Origin of the sequence: Pedobacter jeongneungensis (genome assembly GCF_039538295.1) — a bacterium.
In the GTDB taxonomy this organism is placed as follows: Bacteria; Bacteroidota; Bacteroidia; order Sphingobacteriales; family Sphingobacteriaceae; genus Pedobacter; species Pedobacter jeongneungensis.
The window spans coordinates 541,517-560,593 of sequence record NZ_BAABBY010000002.1 but is presented as its reverse complement, the minus strand read 5'-3'; the positions used below and the strand labels follow the sequence as shown (position 1 = coordinate 560,593).

The 19,077-nt window shown below is 41.0% G+C and carries 20 protein-coding genes; 11 read left to right on the top strand and 9 right to left on the bottom strand.

The window, feature by feature from the left end; all coding sequences use genetic code 11:
• Positions 1–199: 199 nt before the first annotated feature.
• Both ABD769_RS05985 and ABD769_RS05980 read left to right on the top strand, forming a co-directional pair.
• On the top strand, positions 200–1,369 hold the full coding sequence (locus ABD769_RS05985; RefSeq protein WP_344850242.1) for a sensor histidine kinase: 1,170 nt from the start codon (positions 200–202) through the stop codon (positions 1,367–1,369).
• 96 nt (positions 1,370–1,465) lie between these two features.
• A complete protein-coding gene (locus tag ABD769_RS05980) occupies positions 1,466–2,176 on the top strand; it encodes a dihydrofolate reductase family protein (protein WP_344850240.1) in 711 nt (236 codons plus the stop codon).
• 215 nt (positions 2,177–2,391) lie between these two features.
• Here ABD769_RS05980 and ABD769_RS05975 read toward each other — a convergent pair whose 3' ends face one another.
• Together ABD769_RS05975 and ABD769_RS05970 are read right to left on the bottom strand one after the other, a co-directional pair.
• On the bottom strand, positions 2,392–2,562 hold the full coding sequence (locus ABD769_RS05975) for a hypothetical protein (RefSeq protein ID WP_344850238.1): 171 nt from the start codon (positions 2,560–2,562) through the stop codon (positions 2,392–2,394).
• A 2-nt stretch (positions 2,563–2,564) separates the two neighbouring features.
• A complete protein-coding gene (locus ABD769_RS05970; RefSeq protein WP_344850237.1) occupies positions 2,565–3,974 on the bottom strand; it encodes an aminotransferase-like domain-containing protein in 1,410 nt (469 codons plus the stop codon).
• Positions 3,975–4,061: 87 nt separating this feature from the next.
• Between ABD769_RS05970 and ABD769_RS05965 the strand changes: the two genes are divergently transcribed.
• The 3 genes from ABD769_RS05965 to ABD769_RS05955 all read left to right on the top strand — a co-directional run bounded on the left by ABD769_RS05965 (position 4,062) and on the right by ABD769_RS05955 (position 6,577).
• The gene (locus ABD769_RS05965) at positions 4,062–4,955 is read left to right on the top strand and encodes a DMT family transporter (RefSeq protein WP_344850236.1); all 894 of its coding nucleotides are present in this window, start codon (positions 4,062–4,064) and stop codon (positions 4,953–4,955) included.
• 25 nt (positions 4,956–4,980) lie between these two features.
• Complete coding sequence (locus ABD769_RS05960) at positions 4,981–5,490, top strand: GNAT family N-acetyltransferase (RefSeq protein ID WP_344850235.1); 510 nt, start codon at positions 4,981–4,983, stop codon at positions 5,488–5,490.
• Between the two features lie 265 nt (positions 5,491–5,755).
• On the top strand, positions 5,756–6,577 hold the full coding sequence (locus tag ABD769_RS05955; protein ID WP_344850233.1) for an alpha/beta fold hydrolase: 822 nt from the start codon (positions 5,756–5,758) through the stop codon (positions 6,575–6,577).
• Positions 6,578–6,639: 62 nt separating this feature from the next.
• Here ABD769_RS05955 and ABD769_RS05950 read toward each other — a convergent pair whose 3' ends face one another.
• The 3 genes from ABD769_RS05950 to ABD769_RS05940 form a co-directional block, all read right to left on the bottom strand.
• Positions 6,640–7,479: an alpha/beta hydrolase fold domain-containing protein gene (locus ABD769_RS05950; protein WP_344850232.1), complete on the bottom strand. Its 840-nt coding sequence runs from the start codon at positions 7,477–7,479 to the stop codon at positions 6,640–6,642.
• A 115-nt stretch (positions 7,480–7,594) separates the two neighbouring features.
• On the bottom strand, positions 7,595–9,229 hold the full coding sequence (locus ABD769_RS05945) for an ABC-F family ATP-binding cassette domain-containing protein (protein WP_344850230.1): 1,635 nt from the start codon (positions 9,227–9,229) through the stop codon (positions 7,595–7,597).
• Between the two features lie 302 nt (positions 9,230–9,531).
• On the bottom strand, positions 9,532–11,952 hold the full coding sequence (locus ABD769_RS05940) for an outer membrane beta-barrel protein (RefSeq protein ID WP_344850228.1): 2,421 nt from the start codon (positions 11,950–11,952) through the stop codon (positions 9,532–9,534).
• 309 nt (positions 11,953–12,261) lie between these two features.
• Between ABD769_RS05940 and ABD769_RS05935 the strand changes: the two genes are divergently transcribed.
• The 6 genes from ABD769_RS05935 to ABD769_RS05910 all read left to right on the top strand — a co-directional run bounded on the left by ABD769_RS05935 (position 12,262) and on the right by ABD769_RS05910 (position 16,151).
• Positions 12,262–13,164: an alpha/beta hydrolase family protein gene (locus ABD769_RS05935; protein ID WP_344850226.1), complete on the top strand. Its 903-nt coding sequence runs from the start codon at positions 12,262–12,264 to the stop codon at positions 13,162–13,164.
• A 71-nt stretch (positions 13,165–13,235) separates the two neighbouring features.
• Entirely contained in the window at positions 13,236–14,366 is a 1,131-nt protein-coding gene (locus ABD769_RS05930) for a serine hydrolase domain-containing protein (RefSeq protein WP_344850225.1), read from the top strand.
• A gap of 10 nt (positions 14,367–14,376) precedes the next feature.
• A complete protein-coding gene (locus ABD769_RS05925) occupies positions 14,377–14,817 on the top strand; it encodes a MarR family winged helix-turn-helix transcriptional regulator (RefSeq protein WP_344850224.1) in 441 nt (146 codons plus the stop codon).
• A 68-nt stretch (positions 14,818–14,885) separates the two neighbouring features.
• The gene (locus ABD769_RS05920) at positions 14,886–15,245 is read left to right on the top strand and encodes a VOC family protein (protein WP_344850222.1); all 360 of its coding nucleotides are present in this window, start codon (positions 14,886–14,888) and stop codon (positions 15,243–15,245) included.
• Positions 15,246–15,256: 11 nt separating this feature from the next.
• Positions 15,257–15,697, top strand: a complete 441-nt coding sequence (locus ABD769_RS05915) for an EVE domain-containing protein (RefSeq protein ID WP_344850220.1) — start codon at positions 15,257–15,259, stop codon at positions 15,695–15,697.
• Entirely contained in the window at positions 15,690–16,151 is a 462-nt protein-coding gene (locus ABD769_RS05910) for a MarR family winged helix-turn-helix transcriptional regulator (RefSeq protein ID WP_344850218.1), read from the top strand. The genes ABD769_RS05915 and ABD769_RS05910 overlap by 8 nt, the downstream gene beginning before the upstream one ends.
• A 139-nt stretch (positions 16,152–16,290) precedes the next feature.
• On the opposite strand, the gene ABD769_RS05905 is transcribed toward ABD769_RS05910, so the two are convergent.
• The 4 genes from ABD769_RS05905 to ABD769_RS05890 all read right to left on the bottom strand — a co-directional run bounded on the left by ABD769_RS05905 (position 16,291) and on the right by ABD769_RS05890 (position 19,049).
• A complete protein-coding gene (locus ABD769_RS05905; protein WP_344850216.1) occupies positions 16,291–16,941 on the bottom strand; it encodes a hypothetical protein in 651 nt (216 codons plus the stop codon).
• A 293-nt stretch (positions 16,942–17,234) separates the two neighbouring features.
• The gene (locus ABD769_RS05900) at positions 17,235–17,636 is read right to left on the bottom strand and encodes a GlcG/HbpS family heme-binding protein (RefSeq protein ID WP_344850214.1); all 402 of its coding nucleotides are present in this window, start codon (positions 17,634–17,636) and stop codon (positions 17,235–17,237) included.
• Positions 17,637–17,752: 116 nt separating this feature from the next.
• Positions 17,753–18,076, bottom strand: a complete 324-nt coding sequence (locus tag ABD769_RS05895; RefSeq protein ID WP_344850212.1) for a hypothetical protein — start codon at positions 18,074–18,076, stop codon at positions 17,753–17,755.
• 328 nt (positions 18,077–18,404) lie between these two features.
• Complete coding sequence (locus ABD769_RS05890) at positions 18,405–19,049, bottom strand: class I SAM-dependent methyltransferase (protein WP_344850211.1); 645 nt, start codon at positions 19,047–19,049, stop codon at positions 18,405–18,407.
• Positions 19,050–19,077 lie beyond the last annotated feature (28 nt).

Here is a 19,077-nt window from a genome sequence, read left to right as displayed (position 1 = left end):
TGTTAAATTTAGAGTACCTTAACTTCTGGCAAAATCTACAGGCTTTTACTGCATGAATGGAACCGGTACTTTGCTGCACAAAATTGCTCCGTTGATCTAAATCCGGGTTAAAGACACTTTAACCATATTAAACAGCCAAAATTTTTCGCATTTGAATATTAAATATCATTATCTTGGGGGCTATATTATGAAAGGAATTATGAAAGAGTCTGCAGAAATCCTTGGTCTCATTAAAGAGTACGAAACACGCGAATCGGACCTGAGGCTGAACATTGCCCAACTCAAAAGCTTAAATGAGGCATTGCGCATTGCAGATGAAAGAAGTGCAATACTTCACTCGATTATTGAAAGTTCTGATGATGCAATTGTAAGTAAAGACCTCAATAGTATAGTAACCAGCTGGAATGATGCTGCTGAAAGGATTTTCGGCTACAGTGCATCTGAAATGATCGGCAGATCAATCATGAAAATCATTCCGCCTGAACGTGCTGAGGAAGAACCACATATACTTGGTCAGTTAAGGCAGGGAATCAGGGTTGATCATTTTGAAACAGAGCGGCTTAGAAAAGACGGCACATTAATTAATGTTTCGCTAACCATTTCGCCGATTAAAGACCGCAACGGAAATGTAGTTGGCTTATCTAAAATTGCCAGGGATATTACCGACAAAAAAAATATCGAAATCAAGAAAAATGAATTCATCGGTTTTGTAAGCCACGAACTTAAAACGCCATTAACTTCTCTTCGCTCCTACATCCAGGTTGCTTTGCATAAGGCCAAAAAGGATGAACTTGAATTTATTTCCCAGGCACTTTCGAGGGCAGAACTGCAGACCAAAAAAATGGAGAATATGATTTCCGACTTCCTCAGCATTTCGAAATTTGAGGACGGGCACATGAAAATTAATTCTACCCGGTTTGATATGGCAAAGGCCATCCAGGAAAACCTGGAAGATGCCCGCATTGCTTCGGCAAAACATATACTGGTTTATGTGGGTGCAGATGAAGCCTATGTGTACGGGGACAGGGAAAAACTCTCGCTTGTGCTCACCAACCTGATCAGCAACGCCCAGAAATATTCGCCCAGCGGAGGTACAATTACGATAAACTGCCAACCTAAAGACCAGCACTTTTTCATCAGTGTAAGCGATCAGGGCATCGGTATTTCCACCGCCGACCAAAAGCTGATGTTTGGAAAGTTTTTCAGGGTTAACAGCGAACAGACTAAATTTATAAGCGGCTTCGGAATCGGCCTTTACCTGGCCTCCACCATCATCAACCTTCATAAATCTTCCATCACTGTAGAAAGTGCACCCGATAAAGGTTCAACATTTTCTTTTCATGTAGCAGCTGCTACGGAGGCGGTTTAAACCAGAATATTTTGCGGCATTAATACTTAACCTGAGGCAATTCCCAAACAACACTTATATTTTTTTGTTGAATTAAATTAAAAAAGATAAGTGCATATGAATAACGAGCTACCCTACGTAATCTGTTTGATGATGACCTCGGTTGATGGAAAAATTCTGGGCGAGAAATGGGGCGATAGTCCAAAAATGAAGGTATTAAAGGGAACGTTTGAGAAAATCCATGAGGAAATTGGCGTTGGCGCATGGATTGTTGGCCGTACCACCATGGAAAAAGATTTTACCGGTTTTGCAAAACCGGTGTTAAAAAAAGGACAGCAGAAAACAGACCGCAATGACTTTGTTTCAGCCCATCAATCAAACACATTTGCCATTGCCATAGATGGTAAAGCCAAACTTGGCTGGGAAAAATCAACAATGCAGGGCGACCACGTGATCACCATTCTTACCGAAGGTGTAAAAGATGCTTATCTTGCCCATTTACAAGACATTGGCGTTTCGTACATTTTTGCGGGTAAAGATGAAATCAATTTAAAAACAGCTTTAAAAAAACTACGTAAGCTTTTTGGCATTGAAAAACTGATGCTCGAAGGTGGTGCCCGTATCAATGGAAGTTTTCTTAACGAAGGCCTTATTGATGAACTTCACCAATTGCTGCTACCTGTAGCTGATGGAACCATTAAAACTTCAACCCTTTTCGAAATCGACGAAAAAACAAAAAAAGATGGCGCTACGCTATTAAAACTCGAAAAAGTGAAACAAATAGAGAATGATGTACTTTGGATTACCTACAAAACAGGAAAGCATTAATTAACGCAAACAACACAATAACAAAAAAATTAGCACATAAGAGCTATAAACTTATGGAGTGATCATGCACATCCAGCGGGCAATTATGGCCTCTTACCGACTTTCCGTTTTTATCCCGATATGGCTGCTTTACCTTTGTAAAATAGTCATTTCAACACCATGGGGTTTTATCTAAAAAGGTTTTTTGTGCTTTTAATCTTGCTTCTGCCAGTTTGTTATGCCTTTAATGCTTTTGCCACCGCCGCTATTGCTGCAGTACCGCTATCCACATCAAGCAGAAGCATAAAAGGTTGTTCGTTTGATGGAGGCTTTGTTTTCTTTGCCGTGGCATTAACAATAATTGCTGTAATCAGGATTAGGAAAAACCTGTGAAATAATTCTAACAAAATCAGCACATTTTTGCCAAATTTCCCAGTTGCTTTAATTTAAAATCGATTTCATCTGTCCAGGGCATGCCCATACAGATGCGTAAGCAATTCTGATATTGTTCCTGTAAGGTAAACATCCGGCCCGGAGAAATGCTGATTTTCTGTTTTATGGCCAGCTCGTAAAGTTTTATCGTATCTGCACCTTTCGCCAGTTCAACCCAAATGGCAAGACCTCCCTGTGGCCGGCTGATTTTCGTTCCCTCCGGAAAATAAGTGGCAATGGCATGGCTAAAACGCTGGTAATTGCCCATGAGCGTGCGCCTGATCTGGTGGATATGAACATCATAGCGACCGCTTTTAAAAAAATTGCCCACCACTTCGTGCACCAGTGATGGTGTGGCAATGGCATGTACCAGTTTTAACTTCATTATTTTATCCTTATACTTTCCCGGGGCCACCCACCCTACCCGGTATCCGGGAGCAAGCGTTTTAGAAATGGCACTACACCACAGCACATTCCCTTCGGTATCAAAGGCTTTACAGCATTTTGGCCTTTGTGTACCGAAATACAGATCGCCATATACATCATCTTCAATCAGCGGAATGTTGTGTTTGGCCAACAATTTAACCACTTCTTTTTTATGTTCATCGGGCATACAGCTGCCCAAAGGAGTATTAAAATTTGGAATAAGCACACAGATATCGATTTTCGAAACCAGTTTTTTCAACGCTTCAATTTCGATACCGGTAACCGGATGGGTAGGCAGCTCGAGCACTTTGAGGCCCAGACTAATGGCCAGCTGAAAAATACCCGGATAACAAGGGCTTTCGATGGCCACGGTATCGCCCGGTTTAGCCAAAGCCATCAGAGAAAAAGAGAGCGCGTTCATTCCGCCGCTGGTGGTAATAAGATCGTCTTCGCTCAAATTTCCTCCCCAGCCCAAAGAGCGTACGGCAACCATTCTGCGGAGCTGAATATTGCCTTGAAGTGGCTCGTAAGCTGTACCGCCCTGCAATAACCTGCTCGCCTGGAGAATTTCTTTTTGGAGTTTTGCCAAAGGCAACAGGTTACCGGAAGGGATACCAATAGAAAAAAGTGTAATGTCGTTATTCCCCATGCTCGAATACACTTTGGTAATCAGTTCATCAGGTTCTTTGTTGCCGGGCATTAAGGTGGGTGTACTTACTGCAGGAAGTGGCAGACGCTGAACGGACCGGTTACTGACAAAAAAGCCAGACTGAGGTTTTGCATCGATCAGTGATTGCGCTTCGAGTTCTAAAAAAACCCTTTTGGCCGTGTTCATCCCAATGGCATATTCTTTACAGAGCATCCTTACCGAAGGGAGTTTTTCACCAACCTTCAAAATACCGTTCCTGATCTGAGCCGCTATTCCATCCGCAATTTCATTGTACCTGTAAACCTTTTTCATAAACAAACTGTATCCATACAAATATACAAAACTGATACTGTATTTACTTATTTCTCTTTATCACTTTTGGTGAAGTAAATTTTAGATATGATAAGCACAACAACGGGTAGCCTGGCTACCAGAAAAATTTCGGGCGGCTGGCTTAACGGTTTTATTGGTGTATTAATTTTTAGCGGCTCTATGCCGGCCACTAAAATAGCGGTAATGGATATGAGCCCTGTTTTTGTAACTATTGCGAGGGCAACCATTGCAGGTGTACTTGCACTTGCTGTATTGATTTTGCTTAAAGAGAAGCGCCCTGCGAAAAGCAGTTTAGGATCGCTCATTATTGTGGCTGTTGGCGCAGTAATCGGGTTCCCCCTGTTAAGTGCCCTGGCTTTGGCGTACATCACATCTGCACATTCGCTGGTGTTTTTGGGCTTATTGCCTTTGGTAACCGCAATATTTGCTGTTTTACGCGGAGGAGAACGGCCGAAACCCATTTTCTGGTTCTTTTCTGCATTGGGCAGTATATTGGTAATCGGTTATGCCATTTATCAGGGCATTAATGCTTCACCACTTGGTGACCTGCTGATGCTGGCAGCCATTGTACTTTGTGGATTGGGCTATGCAGAAGGTGCGCGTTTGACCAAAACCATTGGTGGCTGGCAGGTCATATCCTGGGCATTGGTCATTTCCCTTCCACTCATGCTCCCGTTAATTTTTGTTTTTAAACCCGTTTCGTTATCGGCTGTAAGTCCTGGTGCCTGGTTAGGCTTAGCCTACATTTCATTATTTAGCATGTTTATTGGTTTCATTTTTTGGTATAAAGGACTTGCGCAGGGCGGTATCGCATCTGTAGGGCAACTTCAGTTGTTACAGCCCTTTTTCGGTCTGGCGCTCGCCGCAACCTTGCTGCATGAGGAAGTAAGCCTAAATATGCTGGCAGTAACCATAGGCATTATCCTCTGTGTTGCCGGTTCTAAAAAATTTGCCCGCTAATAATTCAACATAAAAATTAAATCATATGAAAATCAGCAATAGTACTGCGGAAGATATCTCAGAAATTTTTCGCCTTTACGAAAGCGCTACAGCTTTCCAGAAAACAAAATACAACCTTCACTGGCCAAAATTCGAAACCTCACTCGTCGAAACTGAGGTAAACGAGCATAGACAATGGAAAATAACCATTGATGGAAAAACCGCGTGTGTATGGGCAACAACATTTGATGACCCACAGATATGGGAAGCTAAAAATGCTGATCCATCTGTTTATATTCACCGCATAGCAACCAACCCCGAATTTAAAGGGCAAAATATGGTTGCCATTATTGTAGATTGGGCAAAAGAATATGCCAGGACAAATGATAAAACCTACGTACGCCTGGATACTGTTGGCCAAAACGAAGGCCTGATTAACCATTATACAAAAATGGGATTTGATTTTCTGGGCTTGTTTGATTTAGCAAATACAGATCAGTTGCCGGCACATTATCATGGAAACCCCGTGAGTTTGTTTGAGATGCAGGTTGTATAATTGAGCGGAAAGTTTGTGTGTGGTTGAAAGAAAAATTCACCGATATTTAATATTGCTATACTTTTTCTATCAGCATAATTAATTAGTTTTGATAATCAAGAAACCTGCCTCCGGAACATCCTAAATTTAAACGTTAAACAAAGCATTTAGATTTGCCGGGGTATTATTAAACTGATCAGGAAAAGCTTTCAGGATTGTGATGCCGCTTTTTTCAGGATGATGCGCTTTAATCAACTTTATTCACCATAACATTAAACAACACAGCATGAGTACAATTAAAGTAAAAGACGGAACTGAAATCTACTACAAAGATTGGGGAACAGGCCAACCTATTGTTTTCCATCATGGATGGCCTTTATCGGGCGATGACTGGGACGGACAGATGATGTTTTTCCTTGAAAAGGGTTACAGGGTTATTGCTCATGACCGCCGCGGACACGGACGCTCGGGCCAGACAGCACTTGGGCACGATATGGACACTTATGCGGCAGATGTGGCAGAACTGACCACTGCGCTTGATTTAAAGGATGCGATCCACATTGGCCATTCTACAGGTGGCGGAGAGGTAATCAGATACGTGGCTCAACACGGAAAAGGCCGCGTAGCCAAAGCCGTGCTGATTAGTGCCGTTACGCCTCTTATGGCCAAAACAGCAAACAATCCAGACGGTATTCCGATGGAGATATTTGATGAAATCCGCCAGGGAACTGCTTATAACAGGCCACAGTATTTTCAGGATTTTACACTGCCGTTTTATGGCTTTAACCGCGAAGGAGCTAAAGTATCGCAAGGAGTGAGAGATAACTGGTGGCGCCAGGGCATGATGGGTGGAATTAAAGCACATTATGATTGTATCAAAGCATTTTCTGAAACCGATTTTACAGCAGATCTTGAAAGCGTTGATGTGCCTGTGTTAATATTGCATGGCGAAGATGATCAGATTGTTCCGTATCAACTTACGGGTGTAAAGGCAGCAAAATTAGTTAAAAACGGTAAATTGATTACCTACCCGGGTTTTCCACACGGAATGCCTACAACAGAGGCCGAAACAATCAATAAAGATCTGCTTGATTTTATAAAAGCATAATGATAAAGGTTACTAACCAGTGGTAATATCGCTGGTTAGTAATTACATTCACCCTGTTTAAACTAATTATATTTTTTAACCCAACGCTGTATTTCATCCAGCACTATTTTTTCGCTATCAGGTTGGTTCATGCCACAATCATGCCCCTTACCCAACATAGGGATAAACCTGGCAATCAGTTTTTTATCCGTTAATAGCCTGAATAAAAATTTAGATTGATTATCCGGCACCAGCTCATCCTTATCGCCGTGAAAGAGCAAAGTTGGTATTGTTTTAACATATTTGTAAGGACTTACCTCAGTAAATTTTACACTGATTTTTTGATCCGGGATATATTTTGCTCCGGCTAAAAGTTCAACATTTTTAACAAGATTGTTTTTCTGAAGGGCTTTCATGGTTTCGGGATCATCAAGGCGCACAGGAGGGCAAAGTGCAGTAATGGATCTGATATCTTTATTACTGGTATAACCATATAACAACGCCAGATGAGCGCCTGCACTGATTCCGGCCAGGTGATAACCTTTTGATCTATAGTGGTATTCCACTGATTTTCGCTGTATAAATGTTAAGGCCTGGTCAATATCAGAAAGAAGATCTTTGCCATTTACATTTTCACTTACATAACGGTAATCAACATTGGCTACAATAAAACCCCGGTTGCGTAAATCCTTCGCTGTTTTATCAGTGTACTCATTCCCGCCCATCATCCAGGCACCACCATGGAGTAATATAACCACAGCAGTATTTTTATTGTAAGTTGCCGGGAGAAAAAGATCGAGCTGATTTTGTGCTGCTGAACCGTATTTCAAATGCAATAAATCTTTGGCGTCAGGCTGTTTAAAGGCTTGCGAAACCTGTAAACACGATAGGTTGAGCAGCAACATCAGTATTATTTTCATCATTTTCTCTTTAATAAACAAAAATAGCCATTTCAGGCGCCTGTTCTTCCAAAAAACCATTTAAAACGAAAAAAGCAGCTCTTTTCAAACTGCTTTTACAATAAGGTTAGAAAACTGTTTAGTTTTGTTCAATTTCCTTTAAACTATTCATTTTTTTATAGGTCAGGAAGCCTTTTATATCTTCAAAGTGCTCACGAACACGTTTATTGCCAAATTCGAATACTTTTGTTGCCAGTCCATCCAGGAAATCCCGGTCATGCGATACCAAAATCAAAGTGCCATCGAAATCTTTCAGCGCATCTTTAATAATGTCTTTGGTTTTCATGTCCAAATGGTTGGTCGGCTCATCCAGAATTAATACGTTTACGGGCTCTAACAGCAATTTAATCATGGCCAAACGCGTTTTTTCGCCACCAGAAAGTACCTTAACCTTTTTCGTAGTATCATCGCCGCTAAACATAAAGGCACCTAAAAGATCTTTGATTTTAATGGTACCATCACTTAATGGAATCTGGTCGATGGTTTCGAATACGGTCAAACTTTCATCAAGCAATGCCGCCTGGTTTTGGGCAAAGTAACCGATTTTTGCATTGTGGCCAACTTTTAAGCCGCCTTCAAAATCAATCTCCCCCATAATGGCCTTTATCATCGTCGACTTACCCTCACCGTTTTTACCAACAAAAGCTACTTTTTCTCCCCGCTCAATCACCATAGATGCTTTTTCAAAAACCACATGATCGCCGTAAGTTTTCGTCAGTTCTTCTACCATTACGGGATATTGACCAGAACGTGGTGAAGGAGGAAATTTCAATCGCAAAGCAGAAGTATCCACTTCATCAATCTCAATTACTTCAAGCTTCTCGAGCATTTTCACACGCGATTGCACCTGCAGGGTTTTAGAATAGGTTCCCCTGAAACGATCTATAAACTCCTGGTTATCGGCAATAAAACGTTGTTGTTCTTCGTAAGCTTTTAACTGATGGATCCGTCGGTCGGCCCGCAGCTGAAGGTAATGGCTGTATTTGGCTTTATAATCGTATATCCTGCCCATCGTAACCTCAATGGTACGGTTAGAAACGTTATCTACAAAGGCACGGTCGTGCGAGATCACCATCACTGCTTTGGCCGAATTGATCAGGAAATCTTCCAGCCATTGAATACTTTCGATATCCATGTGGTTGGTGGGCTCATCCAGTAAAATCAGATCAGGTTTTTTTAATAAAATCTTTGCCAGCTCAATGCGCATACGCCATCCGCCCGAAAACTCGGAAGTTTGACGGGTAAAATCTTTACGTTCAAAACCCAGGCCTTTTAGTACTTTTTCTACCTCTGCATCGTAATTGGTCTCTTCAATTGAATAAAATTTCTCACTGAGTTCGGATACGCGTTCAATGAGTTTCATATAGTCGTCGCTTTCGTAATCCGTACGGATAGTAAGCTGCTCGTTCAACTCGTCGAGTTCTTTTTGCATTTGGTTTACCTCTGCAAAAGCTTTCATCGTTTCTTCAAAAACGGTTACATTATCCTGCGTAAGCAAATGCTGTGGTAAATAAGCAATTACGGCTTCCTTCGGACCAGTTACGCTACCGGAAGTAGGTTTGGCTGCATCGGCAATAATTTTAAGAATGGTTGATTTACCTGCACCATTTTTACCCATAAGGGCAATTTTATCATTCTCGTTTATCGAAAAGGTTACATCGCTAAAAAGCGTGGTTCCGCCAAATGAAACGGAGATGTTATTTACATTAATCACGAAGTTGGAATATTAATTGGCGGCAAAGATAAAGGAAAGCGCGTAAATTACAGCTTTTGTACAATCAATTATCTCTGCTGGCAGCAGATTCCAAAAATTGACCGACATTTCGACTGAACCACAGTCCAGACGTTAAAGTCGGGAGTGAAATCTTTTTGCATAGTTTAAAGATTTCTCCACTGCTGTAGAAAGGACGAGCCACCTAAAAATACCACCCACTACAGTATTTTTCGAAGATAAACTCTGGGAATAACGATTCCTTGCAGCATATCAGCGGGCAGCTTACAAAAATCTACTGTTATTTAATTAGACGATTTTTTAGTATCATCGTTACTAATGCTGCGTTCGCTCTTTTTAATCGATCCCTTAAGTTTTCCGAATTTCCAGTTAAGCCCAAAACTGATGCGCCGGAAAGGATTTTCGCGGATACGCTCCTGGGTAAAATTAACCCCTTCGGTATAACTTCTGTAAGCCCTGTACTTTTGAAAAGGATTGGCAACCATGGCAGAGAAGGTTAATTTATCTTTAATGATATCTTTACTACCGCTGAAACCCAGGTAATAATAATAATTCGACTGGCCCTGCAGCATTACATCGGGCGCTCCATAATTAAAGGATACGCTGGTTTTCCAGGTTTTTTCAAACTTATAACTCGTAGTAAAACTCGAATAGCCGGTTAAACCGCTGTTTTTTGCCAATACGCCATTAATCATTCCTTCCAGCCAGATGTAATTCAGGTTTGCACTTAAATTGACGTTCCATTTGGACGTAATGGGATAATTGAAGTTTGCATTTGTACCCAGCAACCTGCTTTTACCAATATTGAAAGAAGTTATCCTGGTTAGGTTTTGGGCAGGAAGATATTCATATACCTGCTGTTGGGTATTATTGGCAAAATTATAGCTCAGGCTTAAATTGAGTGATCCTTTTTTAAAATTACTATAAGTTAATTCGAAGTTATTGCTTAATGTAGCCTCAAGATCAGGGTTACCAAAATACTCAAAGTTTGGCCTCGATTTATCTACAAACGGATTCAGGTCCCAGATGCCGGGGCGCTGGATTCGCTGGGTGAAACCCAGGCTGATACTTTGACTGTTTTTCAGGGTTCTGTTAAAAGAAACCGATGGAATCAGGTTAAAGTAATCTGTTTTAACAGTGGTATTGGTACTTTCAAAGTTGCCGGTTACATAGGTTCCTTCCAAACGGGCTCCCGCCTTAAAAGTCCAGTTTTTAAGTTTTAAAATATAAGTATTGTACACCCCAAAAATATTCTGGTCATTGCCATAAACATTGCCCTGCGAAGGGTCTACCTGGTAAATGTTTTGCGCAGGATTAAAATTGAGGTACTGGAAATTGCTCTCCCCGTTCCTTAAAATTGCCTTTACACCGGCCTCAACGGTAAGTTTTTTAAAGGGGTTAACATAATCTACCTGTATGGTTTGCTCTTTCGAGCTACTGGTATTTTCCTGTTTATAATCCGGGCCGGTAAAGTTGATTTTGTTACTAAACATCACATCGCTTAGCTGAGGTTCGGAACTGTTAAAAAATTTATAAGAGAGGGTAAGGAGGTGCTCTTTTTTATCCCTGAAACCTTTTTGATAATTGAAGGTATAGTCGGTACCGCCCCACTCATACCTGTTGGCGCTGCTCATATCGTATGCTGATGATACTGCTCCATCCCTGAGATCAAAATGCTGCATCAGGTTTTGCTGGTTATAACCACTGTAGGGGTTAACTTCAACGGTAATCAGGTTCAGGGAATCGATCTCATAACTCAGCTCGCCGCCGCCCCAGGCCCATTTATTGTCTATCTTTTGAAAACCCAGTGAATAAAGGCTGGAGGGGATTGGGGTTTCGCGGCTATTGCGGATCTCGTTCAATTTTATGCCATCAACCTGCCACACGCCTGTTCCCCCGTATAAATTAGCACCGAATTTGCCCTGTTTTATGGTGAAATTTCCATTTCCGCTCGGCCCGCCCGGAAACTGGTAACGTGCATTCAGGTTTCCATTGTACCCGTTTTCCATCTTTTTTGAAGTGATGATGTTGATAATTCCGGATAATCCTTCACTTTCATACTTCGATGGCGGGGTGGTAATTACTTCTATTTTCTGCACACCGGCAGCAGGCATGCTTTTCAGGTATTCTTTCGGATCTCTGGTGAGAATCCCCGATGGTTTGCCATTAATCAGGATACGGTAATTGCCTGTTCCTTTCAGCTTTACATTATCATCTGCATCTACCGATAAAAGCGGGACTTTACGCATCATATCCAATACCGAGAGTACTTTACTCTCCGCATCTGCCTGGATATCATAAACAATACGGTCGGGTTCCTGTTTGATAAGCGGCCTGCTTCCGGCAACTGAAACTTCGCCCAGTTCATTGCTGGCAGCGGGTGTCATGCTAATTTTGCCCAGATCGGTATTAGCCGTTACCTTCACAACAAGCTGTTTCGGCCTGTAGCCTAAAGATCCGATGAGGAGCCTGTATTGCCCCTCGCCCATCCCGGAAAACGAGAATTTCCCCTGCGCGTCAGAAACTACACTTTTAATTACGAGCGAATCTTTTTTAATGGCAACAGTAAAGTATTCGCCAGGCTTTTGGGTAAGGCTGTCTACAATTACACCGCTTATCTGATATTTAGTTTCCTGGGCGTGCAAGGTTCCCAAAGTAAGGCTGCATTGAATAACAATGCAGATCATTAAAAAGTATCTGCTCATAAAAAGTTGTTTTCCGGTTTATAAAACATTTCTGTCTTACTGCTTACTAGATGCAAAAGTTTAAATAATGTTGCACGGGTTTAGGAGAATTGATCAGAAAAGACTAAAAATCAATAAGATAAATTTGCTCATGCATTAATTTTATATCATCTATCAACGAAAAAACGGAACTGATTGCAAAGATTTTACACAAAAATTTACTTTCATCACATTTATCCCTGGTTCCATCACATTTATCTATCAGTGTGTTTACTTCAGGATATATTGCAGCGCATTTAAACAATATTATACCCCAAAAATTTAACGACAATGAAATTCCGTTTACTTATTTTGTTCTACTGCTTCAGTTCCAGGCTGTTTGCACAAACCCTGCCCGATTCCACTTCCCAATCAGCCTTTACCATTGAAAGCATTAAATTTAACAGCGCAGGGATCACACTGGAAGGCGAAATTTTTAAACCAAAGCATGCGCATGCGGCAATAGTTTTGGTACATGGCTCCGGCCAGGAAATGAGGATGACTGGGATGGCATCGTTTTTGGCGAAAAACGGGATCGCGGTATTAACCTACGACAAACGCGGCGTGGGCAAATCGGGCGGGGTTTATGCCGGACCAGAGGCAGGAACCAATAACATCGATTCTGCCAACCTCAACTTATTGGCTTTAGATGCCAGTGCGGCTTCTAACATTCTCTTGGCGCATTTAACGGATAAAAACCTGCCAACAGGCCTGATGGGTTTTAGCCAGGCCGGCTGGATTATTCCTCTGGCCGCAAAGAAAAACAGCCAGATCAGTTTTATGGTAATATTTAGCGGCCCGGTTGTTACTACGTTAGAACAGCTACGTTTTCAGTTTTATACACAGGGGCAATCTACCTTTTGGGAAACACATACTGAAGCGGAGGCTCGGGAACACATCAGTAACGATCCAGACCGTTATCAGTTTGCCGGAACCGATCCCCGCGATGCCCTTTCAACACTCTCTATCCCGGGACTTTGGATTTTTGGCGGTAAAGACATCCAGATTCCGGTAGGTTTATCAATAGAACGCCTCAATGTGCTTAAAGCAAAAGGTAAACCTTATCACTACCAGTTATTTCCGGCGCTGGGCCATAATACTTCTTCTAATAAATCTCCTGAAACGCTTCACTACGCGCTCCGGTGGATTAAAACCATTGGAGAAGCTAACAAGAAATCGTTGAATAAATATTAATAACCTGATTCGACGAAAAAATATCACGGTAAAATTCAAATATAATTGATATATCAATTATATTTGCAACAATGAAAAGATCTTTTTATTTAAATATTTCGTTTTACACGTTAATATTTGGCCTTAATACTGTCTGTCAGGCTCAAAACAGTAAAATCGACAGTACGGTTAAAGCGATCATGGTAGAGAACCATATTGCAGGTCTATCTGCAGCAGTTATCGACAGTGGTAAAATTATCTGGACCGGCTACTATGGATACCAGAATATTGAGCAACAAAAAAAGGTAAATGCCCAAACTACTTTCGTAATTGCATCAACCTCTAAAACAGTTACCGCAGCTGCACTGATGCAGCTTTACAGCAAGGGCAAGTTTAAAATGGATGATGACATCAACAAATACCTGCCTTTTAAAGTTAAAAACCCCAATTATCCAAATTTACCGATCACTTTCGGTCAGCTACTCCGTCACCGTTCAGCCATTCAGGATAATATAGACTACCTCGGCCCGTTCTGGCTGGTAAAAAAAGGCGATCCGACAATATCCCTTGGCACTTTTTTAAAAGACTACCTGGCTATTGGCGGGAAAAACTATAGCGCAAAAAAGAATTTTTTTAACGAAAAACCCGATAGTGCATTTCATTACAGTAACATTGGCATATCACTGGCAGGCTATCTGGTGGAATGTATATCAGGAATGCCTTTTGAACAGTACTGCAAGCAAAACATATTTACCCCGCTGGAAATGAATACTTCTGCATGGCATTTAAAAGATCTTGATACCACAAAACTTGCCATGCCTTATCACTATAGCGATTCGCTCAAAAAATTTGTACCCCTGGGGTTTGGTGGTTTCCCTGATTATCCTGCAGGAACCTTACATACTACACCAACACAACTTGCCAACTTTTTAATCTCATGGACACAGCACGGAAAATTTAAGGATAAACAAGTATTTGAAGGTAATGCAATACAACTTTTAACACCGGATGAAACCAGTTTAGGTTATTATACCTGGTTTTTAAGAGGTACAGAGAAGGGAGAGCTTATTTATAACCATACAGGTGGAGATGAAGGCGTATTAAGTTTTATAGCATTTAGCCCGAAAACAAAAAAAGGCATATTGTTTATGATGAATAGTTTTTTTGAATCGAGAGAAGCCTTTATTAAACTCATAAATTTATTCTATTATAATGCACGTTAATTGTAAAGCGATGAATAATGACGAAAATTTAGAAGACATCCTTTTTTATTCGCTCGAAAGAGCGATTAAAAGTTACCGGCAATTTGCCCAGCAGCAACTTGTAAAAAACGGTTTTAATATCACTATTGATCAGTGGCTGTTATTAAAAGCAATTCATAATCATCCCGGGAAAACGCAACAGCAAATTGCCCAGGCTATTTTTAAAGACTTTGCATCTGTTACCCGCATGGTGGAATTATTAGTCGAAAAAAAATACCTGATTCGCTTCTCCCACCCTACCGACCGTAGAAGATTTCAGTTAAAACTGGCAAAAACTGCAGTAGAATTATTGCATGATATGCAACCCATAATCGAAAACAACCGTAAAACAGCCCTAAAAAATATTAGCGAACAACAAATCATTCAATTTGACGAAGTTCTGAACCTCATTATCAATAATTGTAAGGCTTAAAAGCTTAGTAAAAATATTTGCATATTGTTGTCGTATATATTATATTTGCGACAACAATAATCAATAATATGAGAAAATTAAATTTTGCCTCCCTTCAGGTCAGGGATTTGGAAATTTCAAAAGATTTTTACGCCAACAAACTTGGTTTTGAAATAGCATCAGTTAACCCTGCAGCCTGCATTTTCAAATATGACGAAGGCGAAGCAAGCTTTGCCATCCGAAAACCTTTAACAGACCTAACAGGCAAAGAACCTGGCATTGGTGTATCGTTGTGGTTTGCCATTGATGAAGACATTGAAGAACTGGAAAGAACACTAACTGAAAGAGAAGTTCCGCTTCTGGGGCCGGTTAACAACACTCCATTCGGAAGAACCCTCATCGTAAAAGATCCGGACGGATACAACATTACTTTTCTGCAGCCAAACTAAACAGCGTGAAGATGGAAAATCAGGATACAAAATACTGGATTATCGTTGCCTCTAAAGACCATGTCAAAAATGGCATGGCTCAGGGCATCGCCCAGGCCTGTCACGGAAAGGCATCCCCGTTAAGAAGGATGCGCAAAGGTGATTTTATTATCTGCTACTCGGGCAAACAGACGATGGGACAGCCCCAGCCCTGCCAGCAGTTTACTGCAATTGGGAAGGTAAAAGATGAGCAAACCTATCAGTTTCAGGTTTCGGAAGATTTTTGTCCCTCCAGGCGAAATATAGAATTTTTGCCTGGCAAAGATATTTCTATCTTACCTTTGATAGCCGGACTGGATTTTATCCCAAACAAAAAAAGCTGGGGTTATCCTTTCCGCTTTGGTTTTTTTGAGATCAAACGCCACGATTTTGAACTGATCTCATCACAAATGCTAATACAAGATTATGCCTGACAAAATAGAATTTCATTTCAAGAACCCGCTGGATAGTCCGGGTTACCTGCTCGGACAACTGACGATGTTATGGCAGCGTAAACTGAAACGTGTACTTGATCCGCTGGACCTTACCCATACTCAATTTGCATTACTTTGCGCACTGGCCTGGCTTTCAAGAGAAAGCGACAATGTTACCCAGGTAGATATTGCGAACCAGGGCAATGCAGACCGGATGATGGTATCGAAGGTACTGCGCACACTGGAGGAAAAAAAATTTATTACCAGACAGGAGCATAAAACGGATACGCGGGCAAAGACCATCAGCCTGACGGAAACTGGTGAAACCATACTCCAGAAAGCAATTATTTCTGTAGAAAACGCAGATTTAGCCTTTTTTTCATTGCTGGAAAAGGATCTGCCTGACTTTAATTCGAGTATGGCTTCGCTGATCGAAGTAAATAAAATTGATTAACCAGCCACACGCGGAATGCCGTACCCTTTTTTATAGATGGATTGATGCAAGATTTATTGCGTTGGGCTAACTTAAAAAGGGAAAATGATTGAGACAATTTCTAATCAAAACCCCGAAAAAAGCATAAAAGTAATGCCTTTTAATTGGTGGAAGATAAAGACACATTAAGTTTATCGCCGGGAGCCTTGCCAAAATGACCGGTGTACCATTCAATTAGTTTAGAAGATTTAAACTGACTGTTCCCATTCATTCCCCTGATAAACCGTTTGGCCGATTTAGTACCGTCTTCTCCTGTCATGGCCTGATAAAGAACATAATCTAATATAATTTTATCATCCGGCCTGGGTCCTTTATAAGCCAATATTGCACCATCTTTTCCGATAATGAACGCTGCAGGATCGCCAATCATCAAAATTTTACGGAATTCGGCCGACGGAGTATCGTCACCCAACCTGCTGGTATTCGATGAAGTATCTGAACCTACGTAAAGTTCGGAGAAAACTACGTCGGGATATTTGGCAAAACGCTCTTTCAGTTGCTGATATGATTTTTCTTGCTGAACAGATCGTTTTTTATTTCCCCAAACGTACAGGTACACTGTTTTACCATTATACAAATTTCCAAATGACTGATTTCTTCCTTCCGGATCTACGATTTTTACATCAGAGATATGGGTTGATGTGTAATCGTTATAGTTTTTAACCATTAGTTTGGCAATTCCTTTCACCATCATCGTGCATGAACTGGTAAGAACGCAAAGGCCAAGAATAAGGTAAGTGATTTTTTTCATCTTTTGAGTTTTGTCTGATACCACCAGAATATACCTGTTTATTGTTTGCAGGGTAGACGACAAAAATTAATTAAAGGTTGCATCAATAACAAAACATTCTATCCGACCGCATGCAAACAACTTACAACAAAATGAAAATCAGCATATTATAATTTTTTTTTAACACCTGCCGTTATTAAAAGAGTTCATCTTCAATGTCTAATATTTATTGAACCTGAAATCTGTGCTAGCGGGGCAATCTTTATGATTTAATAATTACATGTCAGGAGGGGTTCTCCCAACATGTATTTTGATTACTTTAACGCTTCGGCACCGGCAGTTGCCACCTGGTGATCCTGATCAACAGTTCCCCCTGAAACGCCGATAGCGCCAATCACCTCACCGGCTTCATTTTTTAATACTACACCACCCGGAAATGTAATTAAACCGCCATTTGAATGCTCGATATTGTATAAAGGCTGCCCGGGCTGTGAAAGCTTTCCAATTTCGCCGGAATCCATATCAAAAAACCTGGCAGTTTTTGCTTTCTTAATGGAAATATCAATTGATCCAAGCCAGGCATTGTCCATTCTGTGAAATGCTTTTAAATTGGCACCTTCATCAACAACAGCAATATTCATGGGTACGCCGATTTCTTTCGCTTTGGCTTTTGCTGCCGACGATAATTTTTCTACGATTTCTAATGTTAAGCTCATATTTCATCATGATTAATGTATCTGATTAACATGGCTACCAGCTTATTGTTCTGTTACACAAAGGTTTTTGTTATTCTTTAACAGAATATTTGATGGGTATTATCATTTATAAAGGCCTAAAAAACCTGAAATGAAACACTATTTTGCTGATTTATTGTACTCTTGCAAAGTATATAACCAAGTCGGCCGCACCTTTCTGCCACCAGGTATTCAATATCTGCAGGCACATCATTTATGATCCGGTAGCGGATCTTATATTTCTGGTTATAAGATAAGTGGATGGTCAGGTAATGTGCTGTTGATCTTCTTGTATGAAGGCCAATCAGGTGGAAGTCCTGCAGTTCCTTTGCCGCAGTCAGCAGTCTGTTGTTCATGATCCTGGCCAATGCTGGCTCTTGTCTGAATTCCGTATCTAAAATAGCAACTACCGTAACATTCATGGGGCAAAATTACCATCTTTCGCATCAGTTACAAACGCCCGAAAGGTAAGTCACTGGAAACGAGAAACATTTTATTTTTGCACAATTTAAAGGCATTATTTACCATTAATATCAATTTTTTTTCATACCTACAGGTCCAAAACATACATCTGATACGCGCTTAAACAACAGGCACCTCCCGCCAGATATGAACGCAGTTAGAATTGCGCCAGACTTTGCTGCGCTAACTGATCCGGTACCGGAAATGATTGAAAATCAACAATAAACTCTCCATTTGCACATTTACACTTTAAAGCGAAATACGGTACCAATAGCAAGCAAAAGATGATTATAGTGAATCAGGATTTTGTTTAACCGCCTGTTTTTTAACGCACCATGTCGTCATGCTCCGCATGTTCTGCACGTTGGTTGTTTTAATGGGTTCGTGCAACTCGCCACCTAGTTTTTTAGTGATTCGAAGAAGCATTTCCTGGTTAACCAAAAAGCGTTCGGATCCATCTGGCAGCATATATCTTCCGTTTCCGATAAACCGGACCGCAGACTCAATACCGATATCGGAGGCGAGGCGGCAAAAAAAGTACCCCTCCGGTTTTAACACGCGCCACATTTCAGCAAGCGTGGCCTCAAAATGTTCGAGGTTTTGAGCAAAGTGTAACACCGCACTGCTGATAACAAGGTCAAATTTCGCTTCCTCAAAAGGCAGGTTTTCTATCGGGGAAACCTGAAAGTTATTTTTTATGCCAAACCCGCAGAGCTGGCCTGCAAGTTCCTGAATCCGGGCAATAGCCTCCGGATTTTGATCGACCCCATAAACCTGGTGACCGTTTTTTAAAAAGTAAATTAAATTTCTTCCAGTGCCGCAACCGGCATCAAGAATGGTATGGCAGTTTGCGTAGGTACCTTTAAGCAACTGGTCAAAAAGATAAATATCAATGTCTCCAAAGGTGTCGCGGATTTGATGGTTTGTCAGCATTTTCAATAAAATTAGCAATATAAAACAT